17 protein-coding genes are annotated in these 16524 nt (G+C 41.1%); 13 read left to right on the top strand and 4 right to left on the bottom strand.

Translation table 11 applies throughout. From position 1 onward, the window contains the following. Positions 1-167 precede the first annotated feature (167 nt). Positions 168-485, top strand: coding sequence for a YuiB family protein (locus KI363_RS17545; protein WP_158322494.1), 318 nt, complete (start codon positions 168-170; stop codon positions 483-485). 124 nt (positions 486-609) lie between these two features. Here KI363_RS17545 and KI363_RS17540 read toward each other — a convergent pair whose 3' ends face one another. After that, on the bottom strand, positions 610-1839 hold the full coding sequence (locus tag KI363_RS17540; protein ID WP_212967127.1) for a DUF418 domain-containing protein: 1230 nt from the start codon (positions 1837-1839) through the stop codon (positions 610-612). Between the two features lie 155 nt (positions 1840-1994). Here KI363_RS17540 and KI363_RS17535 point away from each other — a divergent pair, with 155 nt between their 5' ends. The 3 genes from KI363_RS17535 to spsC all read left to right on the top strand — a co-directional run bounded on the left by KI363_RS17535 (position 1995) and on the right by spsC (position 5225). Further along, the gene (locus KI363_RS17535; RefSeq protein WP_212967126.1) at positions 1995-2708 is read left to right on the top strand and encodes a response regulator transcription factor; all 714 of its coding nucleotides are present in this window, start codon (positions 1995-1997) and stop codon (positions 2706-2708) included. Then, positions 2705-4456 carry a sensor histidine kinase gene (locus tag KI363_RS17530; RefSeq protein ID WP_212967125.1) on the top strand — a complete coding sequence of 584 codons (1752 nt, stop codon included), beginning with the start codon at positions 2705-2707 and terminating at the stop codon, positions 4454-4456. Before KI363_RS17535 ends, KI363_RS17530 begins: the two co-directional genes overlap by 4 nt. A 97-nt stretch (positions 4457-4553) precedes the next feature. After that, on the top strand, positions 4554-5225 hold the full coding sequence (spsC, locus tag KI363_RS17525; RefSeq protein ID WP_246516928.1) for a stationary phase survival protein SpsC: 672 nt from the start codon (positions 4554-4556) through the stop codon (positions 5223-5225). Between the two features lie 141 nt (positions 5226-5366). Here the strand turns inward: spsC and KI363_RS17520 are convergent, their stop codons facing one another. Then, complete coding sequence (locus KI363_RS17520; RefSeq protein ID WP_158322460.1) at positions 5367-5858, bottom strand: divergent PAP2 family protein; 492 nt, start codon at positions 5856-5858, stop codon at positions 5367-5369. 839 nt (positions 5859-6697) lie between these two features. Here KI363_RS17520 and KI363_RS17515 point away from each other — a divergent pair. The 5 genes from KI363_RS17515 to KI363_RS17495 all read left to right on the top strand — a co-directional run bounded on the left by KI363_RS17515 (position 6698) and on the right by KI363_RS17495 (position 11885). Further along, positions 6698-8185, top strand: coding sequence for a leucyl aminopeptidase (locus KI363_RS17515; RefSeq protein ID WP_158322461.1), 1488 nt, complete (start codon positions 6698-6700; stop codon positions 8183-8185). A gap of 198 nt (positions 8186-8383) precedes the next feature. Further along, on the top strand, positions 8384-9700 hold the full coding sequence (locus tag KI363_RS17510; protein WP_158322462.1) for a Na+/H+ antiporter family protein: 1317 nt from the start codon (positions 8384-8386) through the stop codon (positions 9698-9700). A gap of 142 nt (positions 9701-9842) precedes the next feature. Then, positions 9843-10082, top strand: a complete 240-nt coding sequence (locus tag KI363_RS17505; RefSeq protein ID WP_158322463.1) for a hypothetical protein — start codon at positions 9843-9845, stop codon at positions 10080-10082. A gap of 92 nt (positions 10083-10174) precedes the next feature. Next, entirely contained in the window at positions 10175-10555 is a 381-nt protein-coding gene (locus KI363_RS17500) for a PaaI family thioesterase (RefSeq protein ID WP_212967124.1), read from the top strand. Between the two features lie 280 nt (positions 10556-10835). Continuing rightward, complete coding sequence (locus KI363_RS17495; RefSeq protein WP_212967123.1) at positions 10836-11885, top strand: DUF1646 family protein; 1050 nt, start codon at positions 10836-10838, stop codon at positions 11883-11885. Positions 11886-12011: 126 nt separating this feature from the next. On the opposite strand, the gene KI363_RS17490 is transcribed toward KI363_RS17495, so the two are convergent. Then, positions 12012-13226, bottom strand: coding sequence for an MFS transporter (locus tag KI363_RS17490; protein ID WP_158322466.1), 1215 nt, complete (start codon positions 13224-13226; stop codon positions 12012-12014). Positions 13227-13362: 136 nt separating this feature from the next. Then, a complete protein-coding gene (kapB, locus tag KI363_RS17485; RefSeq protein WP_212967122.1) occupies positions 13363-13758 on the bottom strand; it encodes a kinase-associated lipoprotein KapB in 396 nt (131 codons plus the stop codon). 301 nt (positions 13759-14059) lie between these two features. Between kapB and KI363_RS17480 the strand changes: the two genes are divergently transcribed. The 4 genes from KI363_RS17480 to KI363_RS17465 all read left to right on the top strand — a co-directional run bounded on the left by KI363_RS17480 (position 14060) and on the right by KI363_RS17465 (position 16408). Continuing rightward, on the top strand, positions 14060-14230 hold the full coding sequence (locus KI363_RS17480) for a hypothetical protein (protein ID WP_191967481.1): 171 nt from the start codon (positions 14060-14062) through the stop codon (positions 14228-14230). Then, on the top strand, positions 14220-14549 hold the full coding sequence (locus KI363_RS17475) for a type II toxin-antitoxin system PemK/MazF family toxin (protein ID WP_158322468.1): 330 nt from the start codon (positions 14220-14222) through the stop codon (positions 14547-14549). The genes KI363_RS17480 and KI363_RS17475 overlap by 11 nt, the downstream gene beginning before the upstream one ends. Before the next feature lie 232 nt (positions 14550-14781). Further along, the gene (locus tag KI363_RS17470; RefSeq protein ID WP_212967121.1) at positions 14782-15528 is read left to right on the top strand and encodes an SDR family NAD(P)-dependent oxidoreductase; all 747 of its coding nucleotides are present in this window, start codon (positions 14782-14784) and stop codon (positions 15526-15528) included. Between the two features lie 274 nt (positions 15529-15802). Further along, positions 15803-16408 carry a peptidylprolyl isomerase gene (locus tag KI363_RS17465; RefSeq protein WP_158322469.1) on the top strand — a complete coding sequence of 202 codons (606 nt, stop codon included), beginning with the start codon at positions 15803-15805 and terminating at the stop codon, positions 16406-16408. The last annotated feature ends 116 nt before the right edge of the window (positions 16409-16524 follow it).

Raw genomic sequence — 16524 nt, 5'->3', positions numbered from 1 at the left:
GGCCCCCGTTTGACGCCCGCCTCACAAAAATAATTTCCACAATATGTGACCAAATTTTTAAGATATTAAAGGGGATTTTAATTTAAAGGAAATTCCAATTGACGCGTTTTACTAGATTCAGTAAACTGAGAGATAGTGAAAATAAGGGGGAAATATCTGTGCCATCCATGAGTTTGCCGGTATTAATTATTTCAATGTTACTATTTTTTGTGTTGTTTTTTGGGATTGGTTTTATCCTAAATATGTTGTTACGTATGACTTGGGTGATGGCTATCGTTTATCCAGTGATTGCATTATTGATTATAAATACGTTGCCACTTAGTCAATATTTTACAAATAGTAAAACAGCGTTCTCACAATTAGGAAAGAATTTGGCAAATTTGGCACCAGCTGATATTACGATTCTAGGTGCTGGTCTTGTTGGAGCCATTCTTTCTGGCCTCACCATGCGAACGTTAAGGGCGAAAGGATATCGAATGTTTTAATGAAACTGTACAGGAAAGGTCCCTTTTATTGGGACCTTTTAACATATAAGGGCGAATTTCTTTCATGAGATGTGAAATACTCTTGTATAGCATGAAAATACTCTCGTATACCATGAAAATACCCTCATATAGCATCTTTCCGATATGATTTCAAACATGCTTTTCCTTTCTTTCCCTTTTTCTTCTTTGGTCTTGCTGTGAAGGAAAAATAAGTCCACATTCTATTGATTTTTTCTAGTGGGCCAAAACGGAAATGGGTTAAATAATAGCGACTTATACACATCTGTAAGCCAAAGATCGCGAGTCCGAGAAGAATGCTGAAGCCGACACCCATTTTAGCAAATTGCCCTAACCCATACCCATAGAAAATTGTTGTGCAGACGATGGTTTGCAGGATGTAGTTGGTCATCGATAATTTACCAACACTTTCAAATAGCTTGCGGAGCTCCTTTGACCAATTTTGGCAGTATAAAAGTGCCATACCAAAAATATATCCAACTGCAAGCAACGGTCCGCCAATGGTAATCGCTAATTCAGCCCAGCTTGTTTCTGGGAAAAGTTGATAGATGGTTTTTAAGCCGAGCCCAACAGGAATCAAAATCGCTGCGGCATATTGGTAAAGCTTCTTTTCCTTTAATGGCTGGAAAAAAAGTTTGCGTTTCGCGGCATACATGCCGAATAAAAACATCGGTGCCGTAAAAATCGGTGAAAATAGGGCCGCAAACAGAAAGAGATAGGCTTCCTCTCCTAAGGGATCTTCATTATTGCGGTGGTGTTTGATTTCCTGATAGGTACCGGTTCCGTAAATATCATTGGTCTTTTCAATGTAAGTGGCTAATTTTTCGGGGGAAACAAGTTCTGTCTCCCCGTCATCCACAAAGACACCGATCCCGGAAAGGATGACCAATAAGGAAGAAAGCAAGATTCCCCAAACTAGCATGGTTGTTGGCTTGCGTTTGAGAAATAGTAAAAGGAAAAACCCCATAATTCCATAAAAAGTTAAAATATCCCCTTCCCATAAAAAAGTTGCATGCAAGCCACCCACTACAAGTAAAAATATAGATCTCCGCACAAAATACCTTTTCACTTTCAGCCCTTTTTCCTCTAAACTCTCTTTCAACATGATCATCGAGTAGCCGAATAGAAAGGTAAAAATCGGCATGAAACTTTCTTCGACAAAAATGCGGAGAAAATCATCCATAAAGGAATCAACGGGGGAGAGTGTAAAGAATTCCATTTCATCTTTTCCCCAAATGCCGTACTGAAAAATCAACAGATTCGCTAATAATATGCCTAACAGGCTAAATCCACGAATCCCATCAATAGCTTGAACTCTCATCTTTTTATTTTTCATTTATAAATCTCCTTCGATATTAATCTTATTCTTATCGTATGAGCTGGAGTTAAATAGAAAGGAACCTGAACCTTACGATTCCCTTAATTTTCTTGCCATCTTGTTTAACTGTTAGAAAGGTTCTTATGCTACGATGGGAAAGAGGAGTGAGGCGTATGAAAAATAGTTCGATTTTATTAGTAGATGATGAAGTGGCAATTATGCAAATGGTGGAAATGGTGTTAAAAAAAGAAGGGTTTACCCATATATATAAAGCGGAAACAGGGAAGGCAGCAATGGAGTGGGTTCGCAAAGAAGCGATCGACTTTATTGTCTTAGATGTCATGCTTCCTGATGCTAATGGTTTTGAACTATGCGAGAAAATTCGTGAGTATTCAGACGCGTATATTTTATTTTTAACCGCAAAGGTAACCGATTTTGATGTTTTAACAGGGTTTGATAGAGGTGGAGATGATTATGTAACGAAGCCATTTAACCCACTTGAAATTGTGGCCCGTATTAAGGCGCAACTAAGAAGGAAGCTTGATGCGCATACTCCGCCCATTCGTCATCATAAAAAACGCCATGATTTTGGTCATTTTGTCTTGGATGAAGAAACAGGAGAACTATGGGTGGAAGGAAAAGTAGTACCCTGTCCGGCACAAGTGTTTTTGTTATTGCTTTATTTTTGTAAGCATCCGAACCGTGTTTTATCGAAGGAGCAACTATTTACGGCCGTTTGGGGGTACGAACATATGGCAGATGATAATACAGTAATGGTTCATATTCGGAGGATACGAGAAAGAATTGAACCAGATCCTGGGAATCCCATCTTTCTACTCACTGTTCGCGGGCTTGGCTATAAGCTTGTGAAGGAAGTTTCAGCATGAAGCTACAAAGGAGAATTGCTTTTCATTTTTCGATTCAATTTATCGTTTTGCTCATTTCCGTCTTTTTGTTGTTTATCTTTTTGCTTATTTTAGTCGCCAACTTAATAACGAGAGATGAATTAAATACGAATACAGCTGATGGTTTAGTAGAGGCGATTCCGACCGTTGCGATGATTGAACATGACAAAGTCACACTAGATCATAAATGGTCAAAATTGCTAGCGGAAAACGATATGTGGATGCAAATTATTAATAAAGATGGGCGAGTCATTTTCTCTGATCACGCGCCAGCATCTTTACCAACGTCTTATACGATTAATCAATTACTTTTTATTGAGGAAACATGGGAAATTGATGATTATCCGGTACGAACTTATTATGATTCATGGCTTTATGGGAAATATTACTATGTCTTTGGCTTTCAGCATAATGATAAGGAAATGCTGGGGGAGTGGTTTACTACCTATAGCCACGAAGGCAAGGTGGAAGAAAAAGCTCTCCCTGCTTTAGAAGCTCAATTAGAGGAAATGGATAGTTACTTGCAAATTTTTGATCATGGGGAGTTAGTGCAGTCGATTGGCGAGGGACAGGAGAACAAGGCCAGTCCCTTGGAGTTAATTGGTCGCATCTATGAACCTGGGAAGCATTCAACACAAGTAAAAGTGTATAATGATCCAGCTACTGAAGTGTCATGGGTGCTGCATGTACCTGGTAGAGAGGCCCAGAAGCCGGTTTGGTTATTTTCTGACCATGATATGCAAATTTTAATCGTCTCGATTTTAGTTAGTTTGCTTGTAGCGATTCTCTTTTCTGTTTGGAATGGCTACCGTTATGGGCGCCCCTTAATCTTATTTGTCAATTGGTTGGAGCGGATGGAGAATCAGCGATATGATGAAGTTTTGACAGAAAAAGAGAAGAAACGATTGTTCAAGAAAAAAGGAAAAACAAAGTATCGATATCGTCTATATCAAGAAGTTTTTCAATCCTTTTATCGGATGGCTGAGAAATTAAACAAGGCGGAGGTAGAAAGGACAAGGTTAGAACAATCCAGAGAGGAATGGATGGCGGGAATTTCGCACGACCTGCGTACTCCGTTATCGACGATTCAGGGTTATGGACATATGCTTGAAAGCAATAAATATGAATTTTCTGCGCAAGAGCTGGAAGAGATTGGAAAAGTGATTCGCAACAAAGGCGATTATATGCTTCAGCTTGTTAATGATTTTTCATTAGTTTTTCAATTAAAGAATAGTGCGATCACCTTGGAAAAGCAAACATTGGAAATCAATCGATATATACGAAAAATCGTCAGTAAATTTAAAGAAGATCGCACACTCACCGACTTTTCTATTCGGTTTTTCGGAACAGACCAAGCACTTTACATGGACCTGGATCCCAAATGGTTTACAAGGGTGTTGGACAATCTTATTTATAATGCGATCAAACATAATCCCCCTCATACGAATGTTGTGATTAAAATTTTACTGGATCAAGAAATGGTTCGTATCCAAGTGGAGGATGATGGTCAAGGCATGGATGAAGCTTTCATTCAGAATTTGTTTGACCGTTATTATCGCGGTACGAATACAAATGAAAAGGAAGATGGACATGGGTTGGGGATGAGTATTGCGAAGGCTATTGTAGACTTGCATGGTGGAGATATAGACGTTGAATCCACTATTGGGAAGGGAACAAAAATGTCGATTTTACTACCCTATCAACCAGATTTGTGTCAAAAGCAGGCTTAGCTTTTGAAAAGGATCTAAGTGATTTTTGCTGATTTGGTGATTAATTCCTCTCAAACTGGGAAATGCTATAGTTTGAGAGGAGTGTAATGAAATAAATATGAAATTATTGATTAAAAGAGCTTGCATGGTGCTTTTATTTTCACTTGCCCTTGTCACAACGATTGAATTTTTAACTGGTTTACAGATGAAATCATTGGCGATGATGATGTGGAAAACGCCTACTCCAGGAGAACATTCAGGCCATACGGTGAACACGATGAAGGAAATGGAAGAGAAGACAGAGGAGCCAGATACATATCATGGAAATATTCTCAGAGATTTGCAGCAGTTAGAGGATCTCGATAAGCAAGATTGGTCGAAATATCCGAGTAAAGAAGTGGTCGCAACCGGTTATACGGCTGGTGTAGAATCTACAGGGAAAGAGCCAGGTCATCCTTCTTATGGCATTACGTACTCTGGTGTTCAAGTGACAAGAGATGTCTATTCCACCATTGCGGCAGATCCTGACGTCTTTCCTCTTGGTACTATTCTTTTCATTCCCGGATATGGATATGGGGTTGTAGCTGATACAGGATCGAAAATAAAAGGGAATCGAATTGATTTGTATTATCATACGGTTGAAGATGTTTACAATGAATGGGGAAAGCAAACAGTAGATGTGTTTATTATTGAAGAAGGCGATGGGAACTTGACGGAAGAAACCTTAAAATCCTTGAATGAAGAAGAATCCATTCAAGTATTCCGGCAAAATTTCTTGAAAAAAAAATAAATGAAAAAGGATCTGTCTTACCCCCCTTGCTGGGTGAGGCAGATCCTTTTTCGTGTAAACAGTTTTAGCGAATAGGTACACAGCTTATAACCACAACTTTTACATAGTTAGCCATTGGTTTATTCCGAGCCACCGTTCAGATTATAATAACTCAAACAGATTATAAATCACGATTGCCCATAGGACCCCGGTTAATCCACCAAAGAATACTTCCACTGGTTTATGTCCTAGTAATTCTTTTAAATGTTGAAATTCTTCCTGCTTTTGTTTGGCTGTTCTACCTTGCCAAACATGTATATCAGAAATCATTTTTTGGAAATCAATCCGTAATCGATTAATCACAGCTGCTTGTTCTCCGGCCTGTCTGCGAACGCCGGTCGCATCATACATAACGATTGTCGCAAAAACAGCTGAAATAGCAAACAAGGTAGAATCAAAGCCAGAATCAATTCCCACACTCGTTGTTAAAGCCGTTACTCCTGCGGAATGCGAACTAGGCATTCCCCCTGTAGAAGTAATTAATTTCCAATTCACTTTTCTTGTCATAATAAATTGCAATGGAACTTTTACAAACTGCGCAAAAAAGATCGCAGAAATCGCAATCCAAAGCGGATAATTATGAAGGAGACTCATCCATGACATCCTTTCCAAATTGAACACAAGTAGACGGTTTCAATTTATCATACCATAAAATATTCTAAGAAAGAATCATAAATACTGGGGGTGGGGGCAGGGATTGAGATTTATTTTGCAGGGAAGAGGCGCTTGGCCGTAACGCTAATAGCAGGAAGAGTGGAAAATCGTGAGGGCGAAGCGTCTGGCCGTCCCCAAAATCAGGTGAAGAGAGAAAAAGGGGTACGGCGGAGTGTGTGGCCGTCCCCAAAATCAGGTGAAGAGAGAAAAAGGGGTACGGCGGAGTGTGTGGCCGTCCCCAAAATCAGGTGAAACGAGAAAAAGGGGTACGGCGAAGCGTCTGGCCGTCCCCAAAATCAGGTGAAGAGAGAAAAAGGGGTACGGCGGAGTGTGTGGCCGTCCCCAAAATCAGGTGAAACGAGAAAAAGGGGTACGGCGGAGTGTGTGGCCGTCCCCAAAATCAGGTGAAACGAGAAAAAGGGGTACGGCGGAGTGTGTGGCCGTCCCCGAAATCAGGTGAAGAGAGAAAAAGGGGTACGGCGGAGTGTGTGGCCGTCCCCAAAATCAGGTGAAACGAGAAAAAGGGGTACGGCGGAGTGTGTGGCCGTCCCCAAAATCAGGTGAAGAGAGAAAAAGGGGTACGGCGGAGTGTGCGGCCGTCCCCAAAATCAGGTGAAGAGAGAAAAAGGGGTACGGCGGAGTGTGCGGCCGTCCCCAAAATCAGGTGAAGAGAGAAAAAGGGGGTACGGCAGAGTGCATGACCGTCCCCGAAATCAAGACCTTCTAATTCAACTCCATCCCCCTCTTCGGTATAATAAAATCTAAAGGGAGGTATGAAAATGATTACAGTGAAACATGAAGATCCATTTGTAAGTCAACAGGAATGTTTGGTGATGGGGCTTTGGGATCAGCCCGAAAAATTTGCAGGAAAGCTTAAGACGCTTGATGAGGCATTAAATGGACAATTAACAAAGCTAGTAAAATCTGGTGACATATCGGCAAAACATGAAGTTGTTTCTTTCATACATACATTTGGAAAAATTGGGATTAAGCGACTTTTATTTGTTGGTTTGGGGAGGGAAAAGGCAGGCGAAGACATTAAAACAGCGATGGGTCGAGCCAGTAAAAAAATTCAAGATTTACGAATTCGCTCTTTTGCCGTTGACCTGGATTCCTTTACAAGCCCGAAAATCAGTGTGGCTGAAGCGGCTCTAGCTTTTGGTGAGGCTTACTCCCTATCGACCTATGTATTTAGTGGGTATAAACAGAAATCCAATGAACCTGATGTCGAAGTGGAGGCCATTGATGTATACACAGAGGATTCATCTGAAGACATAGAATCCTATTTAAACGTTGGACAGATTTATGGAGAAGCGACCAATTCCGCGCGAACGCTTGTCAACACACCAGGAAATTTATTAACAGCGGCTGATTTAGCTACTTATGCAAGGAATCTAGCCACAGAAGTGGAATTAGAAGTAGAAATATTAGAGAAGGAGGAAATTGAGAAGCTCGGGATGGGAGGTCTTCTTGCTGTGAACCAGGGGTCGGTTGAGCCTCCTTATATGATTGTGTTGAAATATCAGGGCAAGCAAGCATGGGAAGACGTGATTGGCCTCGTTGGCAAAGGCGTCACCTTTGATACAGGAGGATATTCATTAAAACCTAAAACGGGCATTGTCGGGATGAAAACGGATATGGGAGGAGCGGCGGCTGTTTTAGGAGCAATGGAAGTGATTGGGAAACTTCGTCCAAAACAAAATGTTGTGGCCGTTATTCCAGCGACAGATAATATGATTAGTGGCAATGCCATGAAGCCCGATGATGTGATTACTTCTATGAGTGGAAAAACCATTGAAGTACTGAACACAGATGCGGAGGGAAGATTGGTTCTAGCTGATGCCATGACTTACGCTAAACAACATGGAGCCAATTATCTTATTGATGTAGCCACTTTAACGGGGGGCGTCATTGTTGCTTTAGGCTTAGATAAAACAGGCGCTTTGACGAATCATGAAGAGTTTTTCGAAGAAGTGTTAGTGGCCTCCCAAGAATCAGGGGAATTCATTTGGCGTCTGCCTTATACAGAACAAGATAAAAAACGCGTGCGCTCCAGTACGATTGCGGACTTAAATAATTCACCTGGGAGGGAAGGGCATGCCATTATGGGAGGCGCCTTTATTGGCGAATTTGCAGAAGGCACGCCATGGGTCCACCTTGATATTGCCGGGACCGCCACTACGAATAAAGCCCATTCTCTAGGGCCTGCAGGTGCTACAGGCGTTATGGTTCGTACCCTTGCCTTACTTGTGGAAAATCACGAGTAGAGAAAAGAAATCTCCCCAATTATAAGAAAAGTCGTAAGAACAAGTGTCAAAAATGTCACTTCTATCTTACGACTTTTTTGAATGGAGCAACCTGCTTTTTCCATTGACAAAATCACTAAGGAAGAGTAAGCTTGATTTTGTGTTTATCACTCTACCAATTTAGTAAACTAAAGAAAAAGGGATAAAGAAGGTTGTTTTATGAATGCTGTTGTTATTGCGGTCGTCGTGATGTTAGTTTTAAGTTTATGTCGGGTCAATGTGGTTTTTGCGCTGATCATGGGTGCTTTTACCGGAGGGATTGTCGGAGGTTTAGGTGTGAATGCGACTGTGGGGGCCTTCTCTGCCGGAGTAGGCGGAGGAGCGGATATTGCTCTTAGCTATGCTCTATTAGGCGGATTTGCTGTTGCGATTTCTCATGCCGGGTTGCCGAAATGGCTTGTGGAAAAAGTATTGAAAGTGGTGGGAAAAGAAGGTGATTCGAGAAGAAAGGCTTTGTCGAAAACGTTAATTGTCTTTGTGATCTTCGTTATCGCCTGTTTCTCACAAAATGTGATCCCCATTCATATTGCCTTTATTCCGTTACTCATACCGCCGTTGCTTCATATTATGAATGAATTGCAATTGGATCGTCGGTTAATTGCTTGTGTGCTCACATTTGGACTGACGGCCCCATATATATTACTACCAGTTGGATTTGGCCAATTGTTCCAGCAAATACTGGTCGATAATATCTCGAAAAATGGTTTAAAGATTCAAATAGCCGATATCGCCATGCCTATGCTTATTCCGGTAATTGGGATGGTTTTTGGACTGCTTTTTGCCGTTTTTATTTCATATCGAAAACCCCGCCAATACCAATCCTCTGCAATCTCAAAAGAGGATGAAAAAGAAAAATATCAAACTTGGGGCGTTATTTTTTCTTTTGTGGCGATTTTCGTGACGATGATTGTCCAGATCGTCACAGGTTCAATGGTTTTTGGTGCTATTTCGGGTATTACAGTTCTGTACTTGAGTCGATCCATTTCTTGGAGCAAGTCAGATGCTTTATTTACAAAAGGAATGCAGATGATGGCTTTCATTGGTTTTACGATGATTGCGGCGTCTGGGTTTGCGGAAGTATTGGAGCAAACAGGGGATGTCGAAAGTCTTGTTCATAATGCGGCCAATCTTATTGGCGATCATAAATCGATTGGCGCATTGCTGATGCTTGTGGTGGGTTTGCTTGTGACAATGGGGATTGGTTCTTCGTTTTCAACGATCCCGATTATTGCGTCGATTTTTGTGCCACTGTCGCTAGAACTTGGGTTTAGCCCAATGGCGACGATTTGTATTGTCGGAACTGCAGCGGCTTTGGGAGATGCCGGTTCACCTGCGTCTGACAGTACATTAGGGCCAACAGCGGGATTAAATGCCGATTTACAACACAATCATATTTGGGATTCCTGTGTACCTACTTTTTTGCATTATAATATTCCGCTTATCATATTTGGCTGGTTCGCTGCGATGATTTTATAGAAATAGGGTGTTGCCCAGGCCATCTCCGCCTTTGTCGCATACAAAGAATATAAGGAGTCTACGTGTCTCCGCTCTATTTTAAATAGGTGTTTGACCTAGACAAAATGGAGAAGTTCGAAATAGACAAAGGAGGTAGCGAAATATGAGGAATTATTATCGAAACGTGGGACCTTATCCAGATCAACGCTTTTTCTTCGGTGCCCCGCTTGTTGGGGGATTTGTAGGGGGCTTGCTAGGTGGCGGCCTTGCTAGTGCTTTTCTGCGCCCGCGTCCATATTATCCACCGCCTTACCCTGTTCCATATGGATATGGGCCTGGTGTTCCGTACGGTGGTGTTCCGGGGTATGGACCATATGGTGGCGTTGGTCCTTATGGGTATTAAATAAACTTTAGATTATAGATGAATCTCCCCCCAAGCTTTGGGGGTTTTTATTTTGCGGAAAAAAAGTACAATAAATGGAGAGGTGATGCAGGATGGAAAAACAAACATTGGTTGAAAACTTAGGGATTAAGTTTCTTGAAACTGGGCAGGGGAGAGTAGTGGCGACTATGCCGGTAGATGGGCGAACGATTCAACCTTTTGGTTATTTGCATGGAGGGGCTTCTGTTGCTTTAGCCGAAACGGTCGCGAGTTTCGGGGCCGCTCGCCTAATTGATCTGGAAAAAGAAATTTGTTTTGGATTAGAAATTAACGCCAATCATATTCGCGCCAAGCAAAGTGGACAAGTCATAGCCACTGCGGAAATTCTTCATCACGGGAAAAGTACAATGGTTTGGGATGTGAAAATTAGGGATGAGGAGGAAAAACTCATCTGTGTTTCAAGATGTACGATCGCGATTATGCCGAAAAAATAAAAGGTTATCGATCACACCAATTTAAAAAAAGCCTTTGCCAAGCCCTTCCTAATATGTTAAACTATGTCCCAATAGGCCTATTATGAAATTTGAATACTATGTATTTTTTTAGGAGGAGTCTGTCACCAAGGGGAACTTATGCCCTTTGGTTGACGGACTCCTTTTTTGTTTTTTTATTTTTATCTAGAAAGGGGCTTGGAATTCTGCGAAAAATCCGTTTTATAAATAGATTGTAAATGTTCCTATTATGTTCATTTTTTAAAAGAAGGGAGAAATATGTGTGATCATTGGATTAACGATCATCTTGTTATTAGTTCTCTTGCTTCCTTTTACGAAGTTTGTAGAACGCAATCTGGAAGTATTCTTGTTTATTATGGGAGTCCTATCTGTATTAGTCAGCCAAGTAATGGATTGGGAGCTGATTAAGGAAGCGTTGCTCCATCCAATTAACATCACGATCGCCGTACTTGTTGCAGGACTGCTGTTCCGCTGGTTTAAAACCCCGATTGAAAAAGGAATCCTCGGGATGAGTAACGCGATCCCATATCGTTTGTTTATTGCTTTGCTTGTGATTGTCCTTGGTCTCCTTTCCAGTCTGATTACCGCCATCGTTGCTGCTGTTATTCTGGTATCGGTGATTAGTGTACTCAAGCTCGACCGAAAATCGGAAATTAGGCTTGTGATCCTTGCATGTTATGCGATTGGGATGGGGGCTGTATTGACGCCCATTGGGGAACCCTTGTCAACGATTGTTGTGGGAAGTCTGAATGAAAGCTTTCTTTATTTATTGAAATTAGTTGGGGTCTATGTGATTCCTGGAGTGATTGTTTTCGGGGTCCTGGCCGCATTGATGATCAAGCCTAAGGGAAAATCAGCCAAAAATGCGAACCAGACTCATAATGAAAAACAAACAAATGATGAGTCCCTATCTGAACAAGAGTCCTATCTGGAAATTATTGTTCGTAGTTTAAAAATTTATATTTTCGTTATGGCCTTGACGTTTTTGGGAGCGGGTTTCCAACCTTTCATTGAAAAGTTTCTGCTTGATTTAAGTCCACTTGCTTTATACTGGATTAATATGATTTCCGCTGTACTGGACAATGCTACTCTAGCAGCGGCTGAAATAAGTCCAGCCATGAGTGAACCAACCATTAAGGCCATATTGCTTGGTCTCCTTATTAGTGGGGGAATGCTTATTCCGGGAAATATTCCGAATATCATCGCCGCAGGAAAGTTAAAAATTACGAGTTTACAATATGCAAAATTTGCCTTCCCTGTTGGGTTGATTGCGATGGCAGCGTATTTCGTTGTGATTCTTATCACCGGCTAGTAAGACGATTACATTGATCTCTGAAATGGCATTAAAGCATTTCAGGGATCATATTATTTTAAAATTTCCACCCAGATGGGAATCATTTTTACATAACAAAAAAGACTTCCAGGAATCCTAGAAGTCTTAAAAACTCTCACTTAAATGTTTTTGCTGGTCATGTTTTAGGCTCACAAATAACAGGATAAACCCAACAAGGAATAAACTGCCTGTAACATAAAAGACACTTGAAATTCCTCCGAATCCTGCGACAAATCCCCCTAAGGCAGGTCCGATCACATTGCCTAAAAATCGAAAGCTTTGATTATACCCGAGTACTTCTCCCTGCATATCCAGCGGTGCTTCAAGGCGAATATAAGCCGTAATGCAAGGGAGCATACCGCCAACAGCCATTCCATATAGAAATCTTAAGAGTACGAGCTGCCAAAGTTCAGACACAAATGCTTGGGGAACAATTAAAATTGACGCAAGCACGAGGAGAATAAGTAAAACTTTCTCAAACCCGATGGAATCTCCTAGTTTTCCCCATTGGCGAGTGAGGAGCAGGTTGCCAAAACCTGTAGCTGAAAAGGCCATACCGGAAAGAAAGGCGACACTCGTTGCCTTGGTCAGATCGCTCACATACAAGGCTAAAAGAGGTTGAATGCTGAAATTACCGATTTGGATGAGCAACGCAACTAGCATCACCATAATCAGCAATTTGCGGCTGAAAATCAGTTTAATCACATCTTTACTCGTATGAGGCTTGATGTTCTTCCTTTCTTCCTCTGTTTGCTTAATCTCGTGTATTCCAAAGAGAACGACAGTCGAAGCGATTGCGACACCGATTGAAGTAAGGATAAAAGTATATTGAAAACCAAAGGTATCCGCCATTAAACCTCCAAGCAAAGGACCAAAAAGACTACCTGAAACATTTCCCATTTGCAATGTCCCAAGTGTTTTACCAGCTTCATTTTTGGGCGTCTGCTTCGAAATTAATGCAATGGATGTTGGGATAAAGCCTGTCACCACTCCCATAAACATGCGTAGAAAAAAGAGTCCCATTACATTGCTGACAATGCCCATAATAAAAACGGATAAAGCAATTCCATATCCTGTCAGGAGGAGAATCGGCTTAAATCCGTATTTATCACCAATTTTCCCCCAGAGTGGAGAAAAAAGAAAGGCACTTATAAATGTTACGCCAAAAACTAAACCAGACCATGTTTGAACATATTCGCTACTAAAATCTCCGAATGTTTCGATGTATAAAGAGATGAAGGGAACGACCATGGTCATACTTGCTGCAACTAAAAAGTTACAAACCCACATGATCAGCAAATTACGCTTTGCAATACTAATAATAACACCTTCTTGATGATATTTATTTCGACACTCTAAATAATATTATAGTACAATGACAAAATAATTCAATCCACCCTGCTTATCTTCTTTATCATGCATTGATTTTAAAAAAGAAAAATGCCCGTTATAGGCATTAATCAAATGTGATGGAGTACATCAACGTATATTCTTTTGCAATGCTTTCTAAAGCCTTTAAAGCAAGTTGGTTATAGGGCTCCTCTGGTTCAGCTTCCAACTTTTCTTTTAATCTAGAATAAGCTTCTTTTAAAGAATCCTTATAATCGGGAATGTCTCCTTCATAAGGCTTGGCAATGCGGGTTTGTATATTTGTTTGTTCACGATACGCCAAAGCCTTTCGTTCATGGAAAAAAGGGACATCTGCTTGCATAGGATTATGTAGATCCCCTTGGCGAGGATGATTCAGTACCGCTAAAATTCGGACCGTTAACATATCCCCCTGTACAGCCGTAATTTCTCCGATGTACTTTCCAGTTTTTTTATTGGTTACGATAATATCACCAGGATTCATAGTCAATCTCCTTTCTAATGACTTCTTTACTCTATTATGGGAGATCTTGGGGGGAAAAGAAAGAGAGGTGAACTTTTGGAAGAGTCTTTGTTCATGTTCCCTTGATTATGGAATTTTGTATTAAATTAAAAAGGAAATGTGATTTCTGTAAATTATAACCTGGAAAGTGGTTTTACCATGTTAAAAATGAATATTATTTACCATGACAAAAACAAAATGGATACTCCTACTTTTATTTGAACATTTATGTTGCTGAGAAAATAAGGTATAATAAAAGTATAGTTCAATGGAGGTGGCTTACATGTCTATTCCCGAGAAAATTATGAAAGAAATTGATATGTTAAGTGAACAAGAACGAAAAAAGGTACTTGATAAAATTAAAGAAAAATATATGGCTGAGGACGTTATTTTATTGGGCGAAAACTACTCCTGGTGGGACAACGAGGAGGATGACATATACAATGAGCAGTAAAAAGAAACAGGGTGAAGTTTGGTTGGCAGATGTTCTATTTAAAGAACCCCGTAAAACTAAACAGCGCCCTGTTGTTATAGTTGGAAACGAGTTAGCGTTGGATGTAGATGTCATTATTGCACCAGTTACCAGCCAGAAACCAAGAAATCAATTTGACATTATCTTGGAGTATTGGGAAGAAGCCGGATTATTAAAACCGTCAGTTGTACGCACTTCCAAAATCACTTCTATTCACGGTTCTGAATTGAAGCGTCATTTGGGAGAATTACATAACCACGATCTTAAAAACGTATTAAATATGTGTAAAGAATTATTTTAATATTTAGTTATTAATTTTACTATCGGGCTAAATTATGGATTTAGAGAAGTAGGGAGGTATTGACCTGAATTCCTTTACATTTCTATTTCCTTTCTTGGTTTCAACAACTGTATCTATTCTTATTTTAAAAAAGACGCAACATAAATGACTTAGCATATTTTCAGATTTTTTGCTTAAATGTGCTGGTTCTAATTCCTGTAAACTACTGAGAAGAATAAGGAGGCGCATTAAAATGACAAAACAAATAAATCGTTTTGAAAACAAGGTGGCACTGGTGACAGGTGGACGTTCAGGGATTGGCCGGGCGATCGCTCGTCGGCTGCGTGACGAAGGAGCAATCGTAATCACTGCACAGCGCGAGAAGGACGATGAATTTGACTGGCTTGCAGCAGATTTCTCCGATCCACATTCACCAGAGAGAATTGTTGCAGAGGTCATCGCCCGCACGGGACGGCTCGATGTGTTGATCAACAACGCAGGCATGATGCAGGAAGCTGCGATCGAAGAAATGAACCTTGAAGATTGGCAGCGCAACCTCAACGTAAACCTAACAGGCCCCTTCCTAATGATCCGTGCTGCACTGCCTTACCTGCGTAAAACGCGAGGCAATATCGTTAATACCGGTTCGATTGAGGGGTTGGCCGCCAATCCCAGACATGCTGCATACAGTGCTACCAAGGCCGGACTTCATGGGCTGACCCGTTCGGTGGCGGTGGACCATGGCCATGAAGGCATCCGCTGCAATGCGGTAGCACCTGGCTGGATTGACACGGATCTGAACCTTGATTTCATCGAAAACACACCTGATGCAGAGGCGTTCCGAAGTGACATCGGGCGTATACATCCTGTGGCGCGCACGGGCTCCCCTGAAGAAGTGGCAGCGCTTGTGGCCTTTCTCGCAGCCGATGAGGCTGAGTTTATCACAGGGCAGGTCTATACAGTGGATGGGGGCAGGATGGCCAAGTTGAGCCTCCCCTGAACGAGAATTACATATTACTTGCGGACGCGATTAACTATTAAGGATCGCGTCTATATCATATAAATGGCTTCCAACTTAATCAATTAAATGATGTGTAATAAAGATAGATGTATGAATGAATCTTCCATTCTAAAGTGATTGAATTTCGATCAACTAGCGCACTTGTTGCGATTTCCCGAGGAATCCTGTAAAGTAACTTCTTGAAGGAAATGAAAAAGTACATATTTTTTCGAATCGTGGCCGTTGTCGTTACGAATAAAAAGGAGATGTCAAAATGACCGATCAACAAGTTTTTCCACAATTATCGACTGAAGTAGCAGAGGATGAAAAATTAGTACAACTGAATACGAATGTAGGCTCTATCCAAATAAAGCTTTTTCCAAAGCAAGCACCGAAGACCGTTGAAAACTTTGTGACCCATGCTAAAGAGGGGTATTATAATGGCATTATTTTTCACCGCGTGATTCCTGATTTCATGATCCAAGGGGGCGACCCTACAGGTACTGGAATGGGTGGAGAAAGTATTTATGGGGGCGCTTTTGAAGATGAATTTACAATGGATTTGTTTAATCTTCGCGGAGCGCTTTCGATGGCGAATGCTGGCCCTAATACAAATGGAAGCCAATTTTTCATTGTCCAAAACAATCAATTAGATCCAGGTTTTAAACCACAATTAGAAAAAGCAGGCTTTCCAGAGGAAATCATCGATGCTTATATGGAGAAAGGCGGAACTCCTCATCTAGACCATCGCCATACGGTCTTCGGCCAAGTGGTTGATGGAATGGATGTTGTGGACAAAATTGCTCATGTTGAAACACAGCCTGGTGACAAGCCAGTGGAAGATATTGTGATTGAAAGTATTGATATGATCAAGGAATAATTAGAATGCCGCCATACCATTATGGCGGTTTTCACATATTTGTCGAAGATGATCATTGGTTCTTGTTCACCTGCTTTGATATAATAGGGTCATACTTACCAGAAAGGATGTTTCCT

The sequence above is a fragment of the Lederbergia ruris genome, from assembly GCF_018332955.1.
GTDB classification, from domain to species: domain Bacteria; phylum Bacillota; class Bacilli; order Bacillales; family Bacillaceae_C; genus Lederbergia; species Lederbergia ruris.
Note: the sequence above shows the minus strand (reverse complement) of the source record. Positions and strands in the feature narration are given on the sequence as shown.

Excerpts from the sequence above, each read along its gene's own strand:
- KI363_RS17500 (WP_212967124.1), top strand. The coding sequence starts at position 10,175 with ATGGAAAAACAAACATTGGTTGAAAACTTAGGGATTAAGTTTCTTGAA.
- KI363_RS17540 (WP_212967127.1), bottom strand. The coding sequence starts at position 1,839 with ATGAAAAATAAAAAGATGAGAGTTCAAGCTATTGATGGGATTCGTGGA.
- KI363_RS17505 (WP_158322463.1), top strand. The coding sequence starts at position 9,843 with ATGAGGAATTATTATCGAAACGTGGGACCTTATCCAGATCAACGCTTT.
- KI363_RS17470 (WP_212967121.1), top strand. The coding sequence starts at position 14,782 with ATGACAAAACAAATAAATCGTTTTGAAAACAAGGTGGCACTGGTGACA.
- KI363_RS17480 (WP_191967481.1), top strand. The coding sequence starts at position 14,060 with ATGTCTATTCCCGAGAAAATTATGAAAGAAATTGATATGTTAAGTGAA.
- KI363_RS17515 (WP_158322461.1), top strand. The coding sequence starts at position 6,698 with ATGATTACAGTGAAACATGAAGATCCATTTGTAAGTCAACAGGAATGT.
- KI363_RS17545 (WP_158322494.1), top strand. The coding sequence starts at position 168 with ATGAGTTTGCCGGTATTAATTATTTCAATGTTACTATTTTTTGTGTTG.
- kapB (WP_212967122.1), bottom strand. The coding sequence starts at position 13,758 with ATGAATCCTGGTGATATTATCGTAACCAATAAAAAAACTGGAAAGTAC.
- KI363_RS17465 (WP_158322469.1), top strand. The coding sequence starts at position 15,803 with ATGACCGATCAACAAGTTTTTCCACAATTATCGACTGAAGTAGCAGAG.
- KI363_RS17535 (WP_212967126.1), top strand. The coding sequence starts at position 1,995 with ATGAAAAATAGTTCGATTTTATTAGTAGATGATGAAGTGGCAATTATG.
- KI363_RS17510 (WP_158322462.1), top strand. The coding sequence starts at position 8,384 with ATGAATGCTGTTGTTATTGCGGTCGTCGTGATGTTAGTTTTAAGTTTA.
- KI363_RS17475 (WP_158322468.1), top strand. The coding sequence starts at position 14,220 with ATGAGCAGTAAAAAGAAACAGGGTGAAGTTTGGTTGGCAGATGTTCTA.
- spsC (WP_246516928.1), top strand. The coding sequence starts at position 4,554 with ATGAAATTATTGATTAAAAGAGCTTGCATGGTGCTTTTATTTTCACTT.
- KI363_RS17520 (WP_158322460.1), bottom strand. The coding sequence starts at position 5,858 with ATGAGTCTCCTTCATAATTATCCGCTTTGGATTGCGATTTCTGCGATC.
- KI363_RS17530 (WP_212967125.1), top strand. The coding sequence starts at position 2,705 with ATGAAGCTACAAAGGAGAATTGCTTTTCATTTTTCGATTCAATTTATC.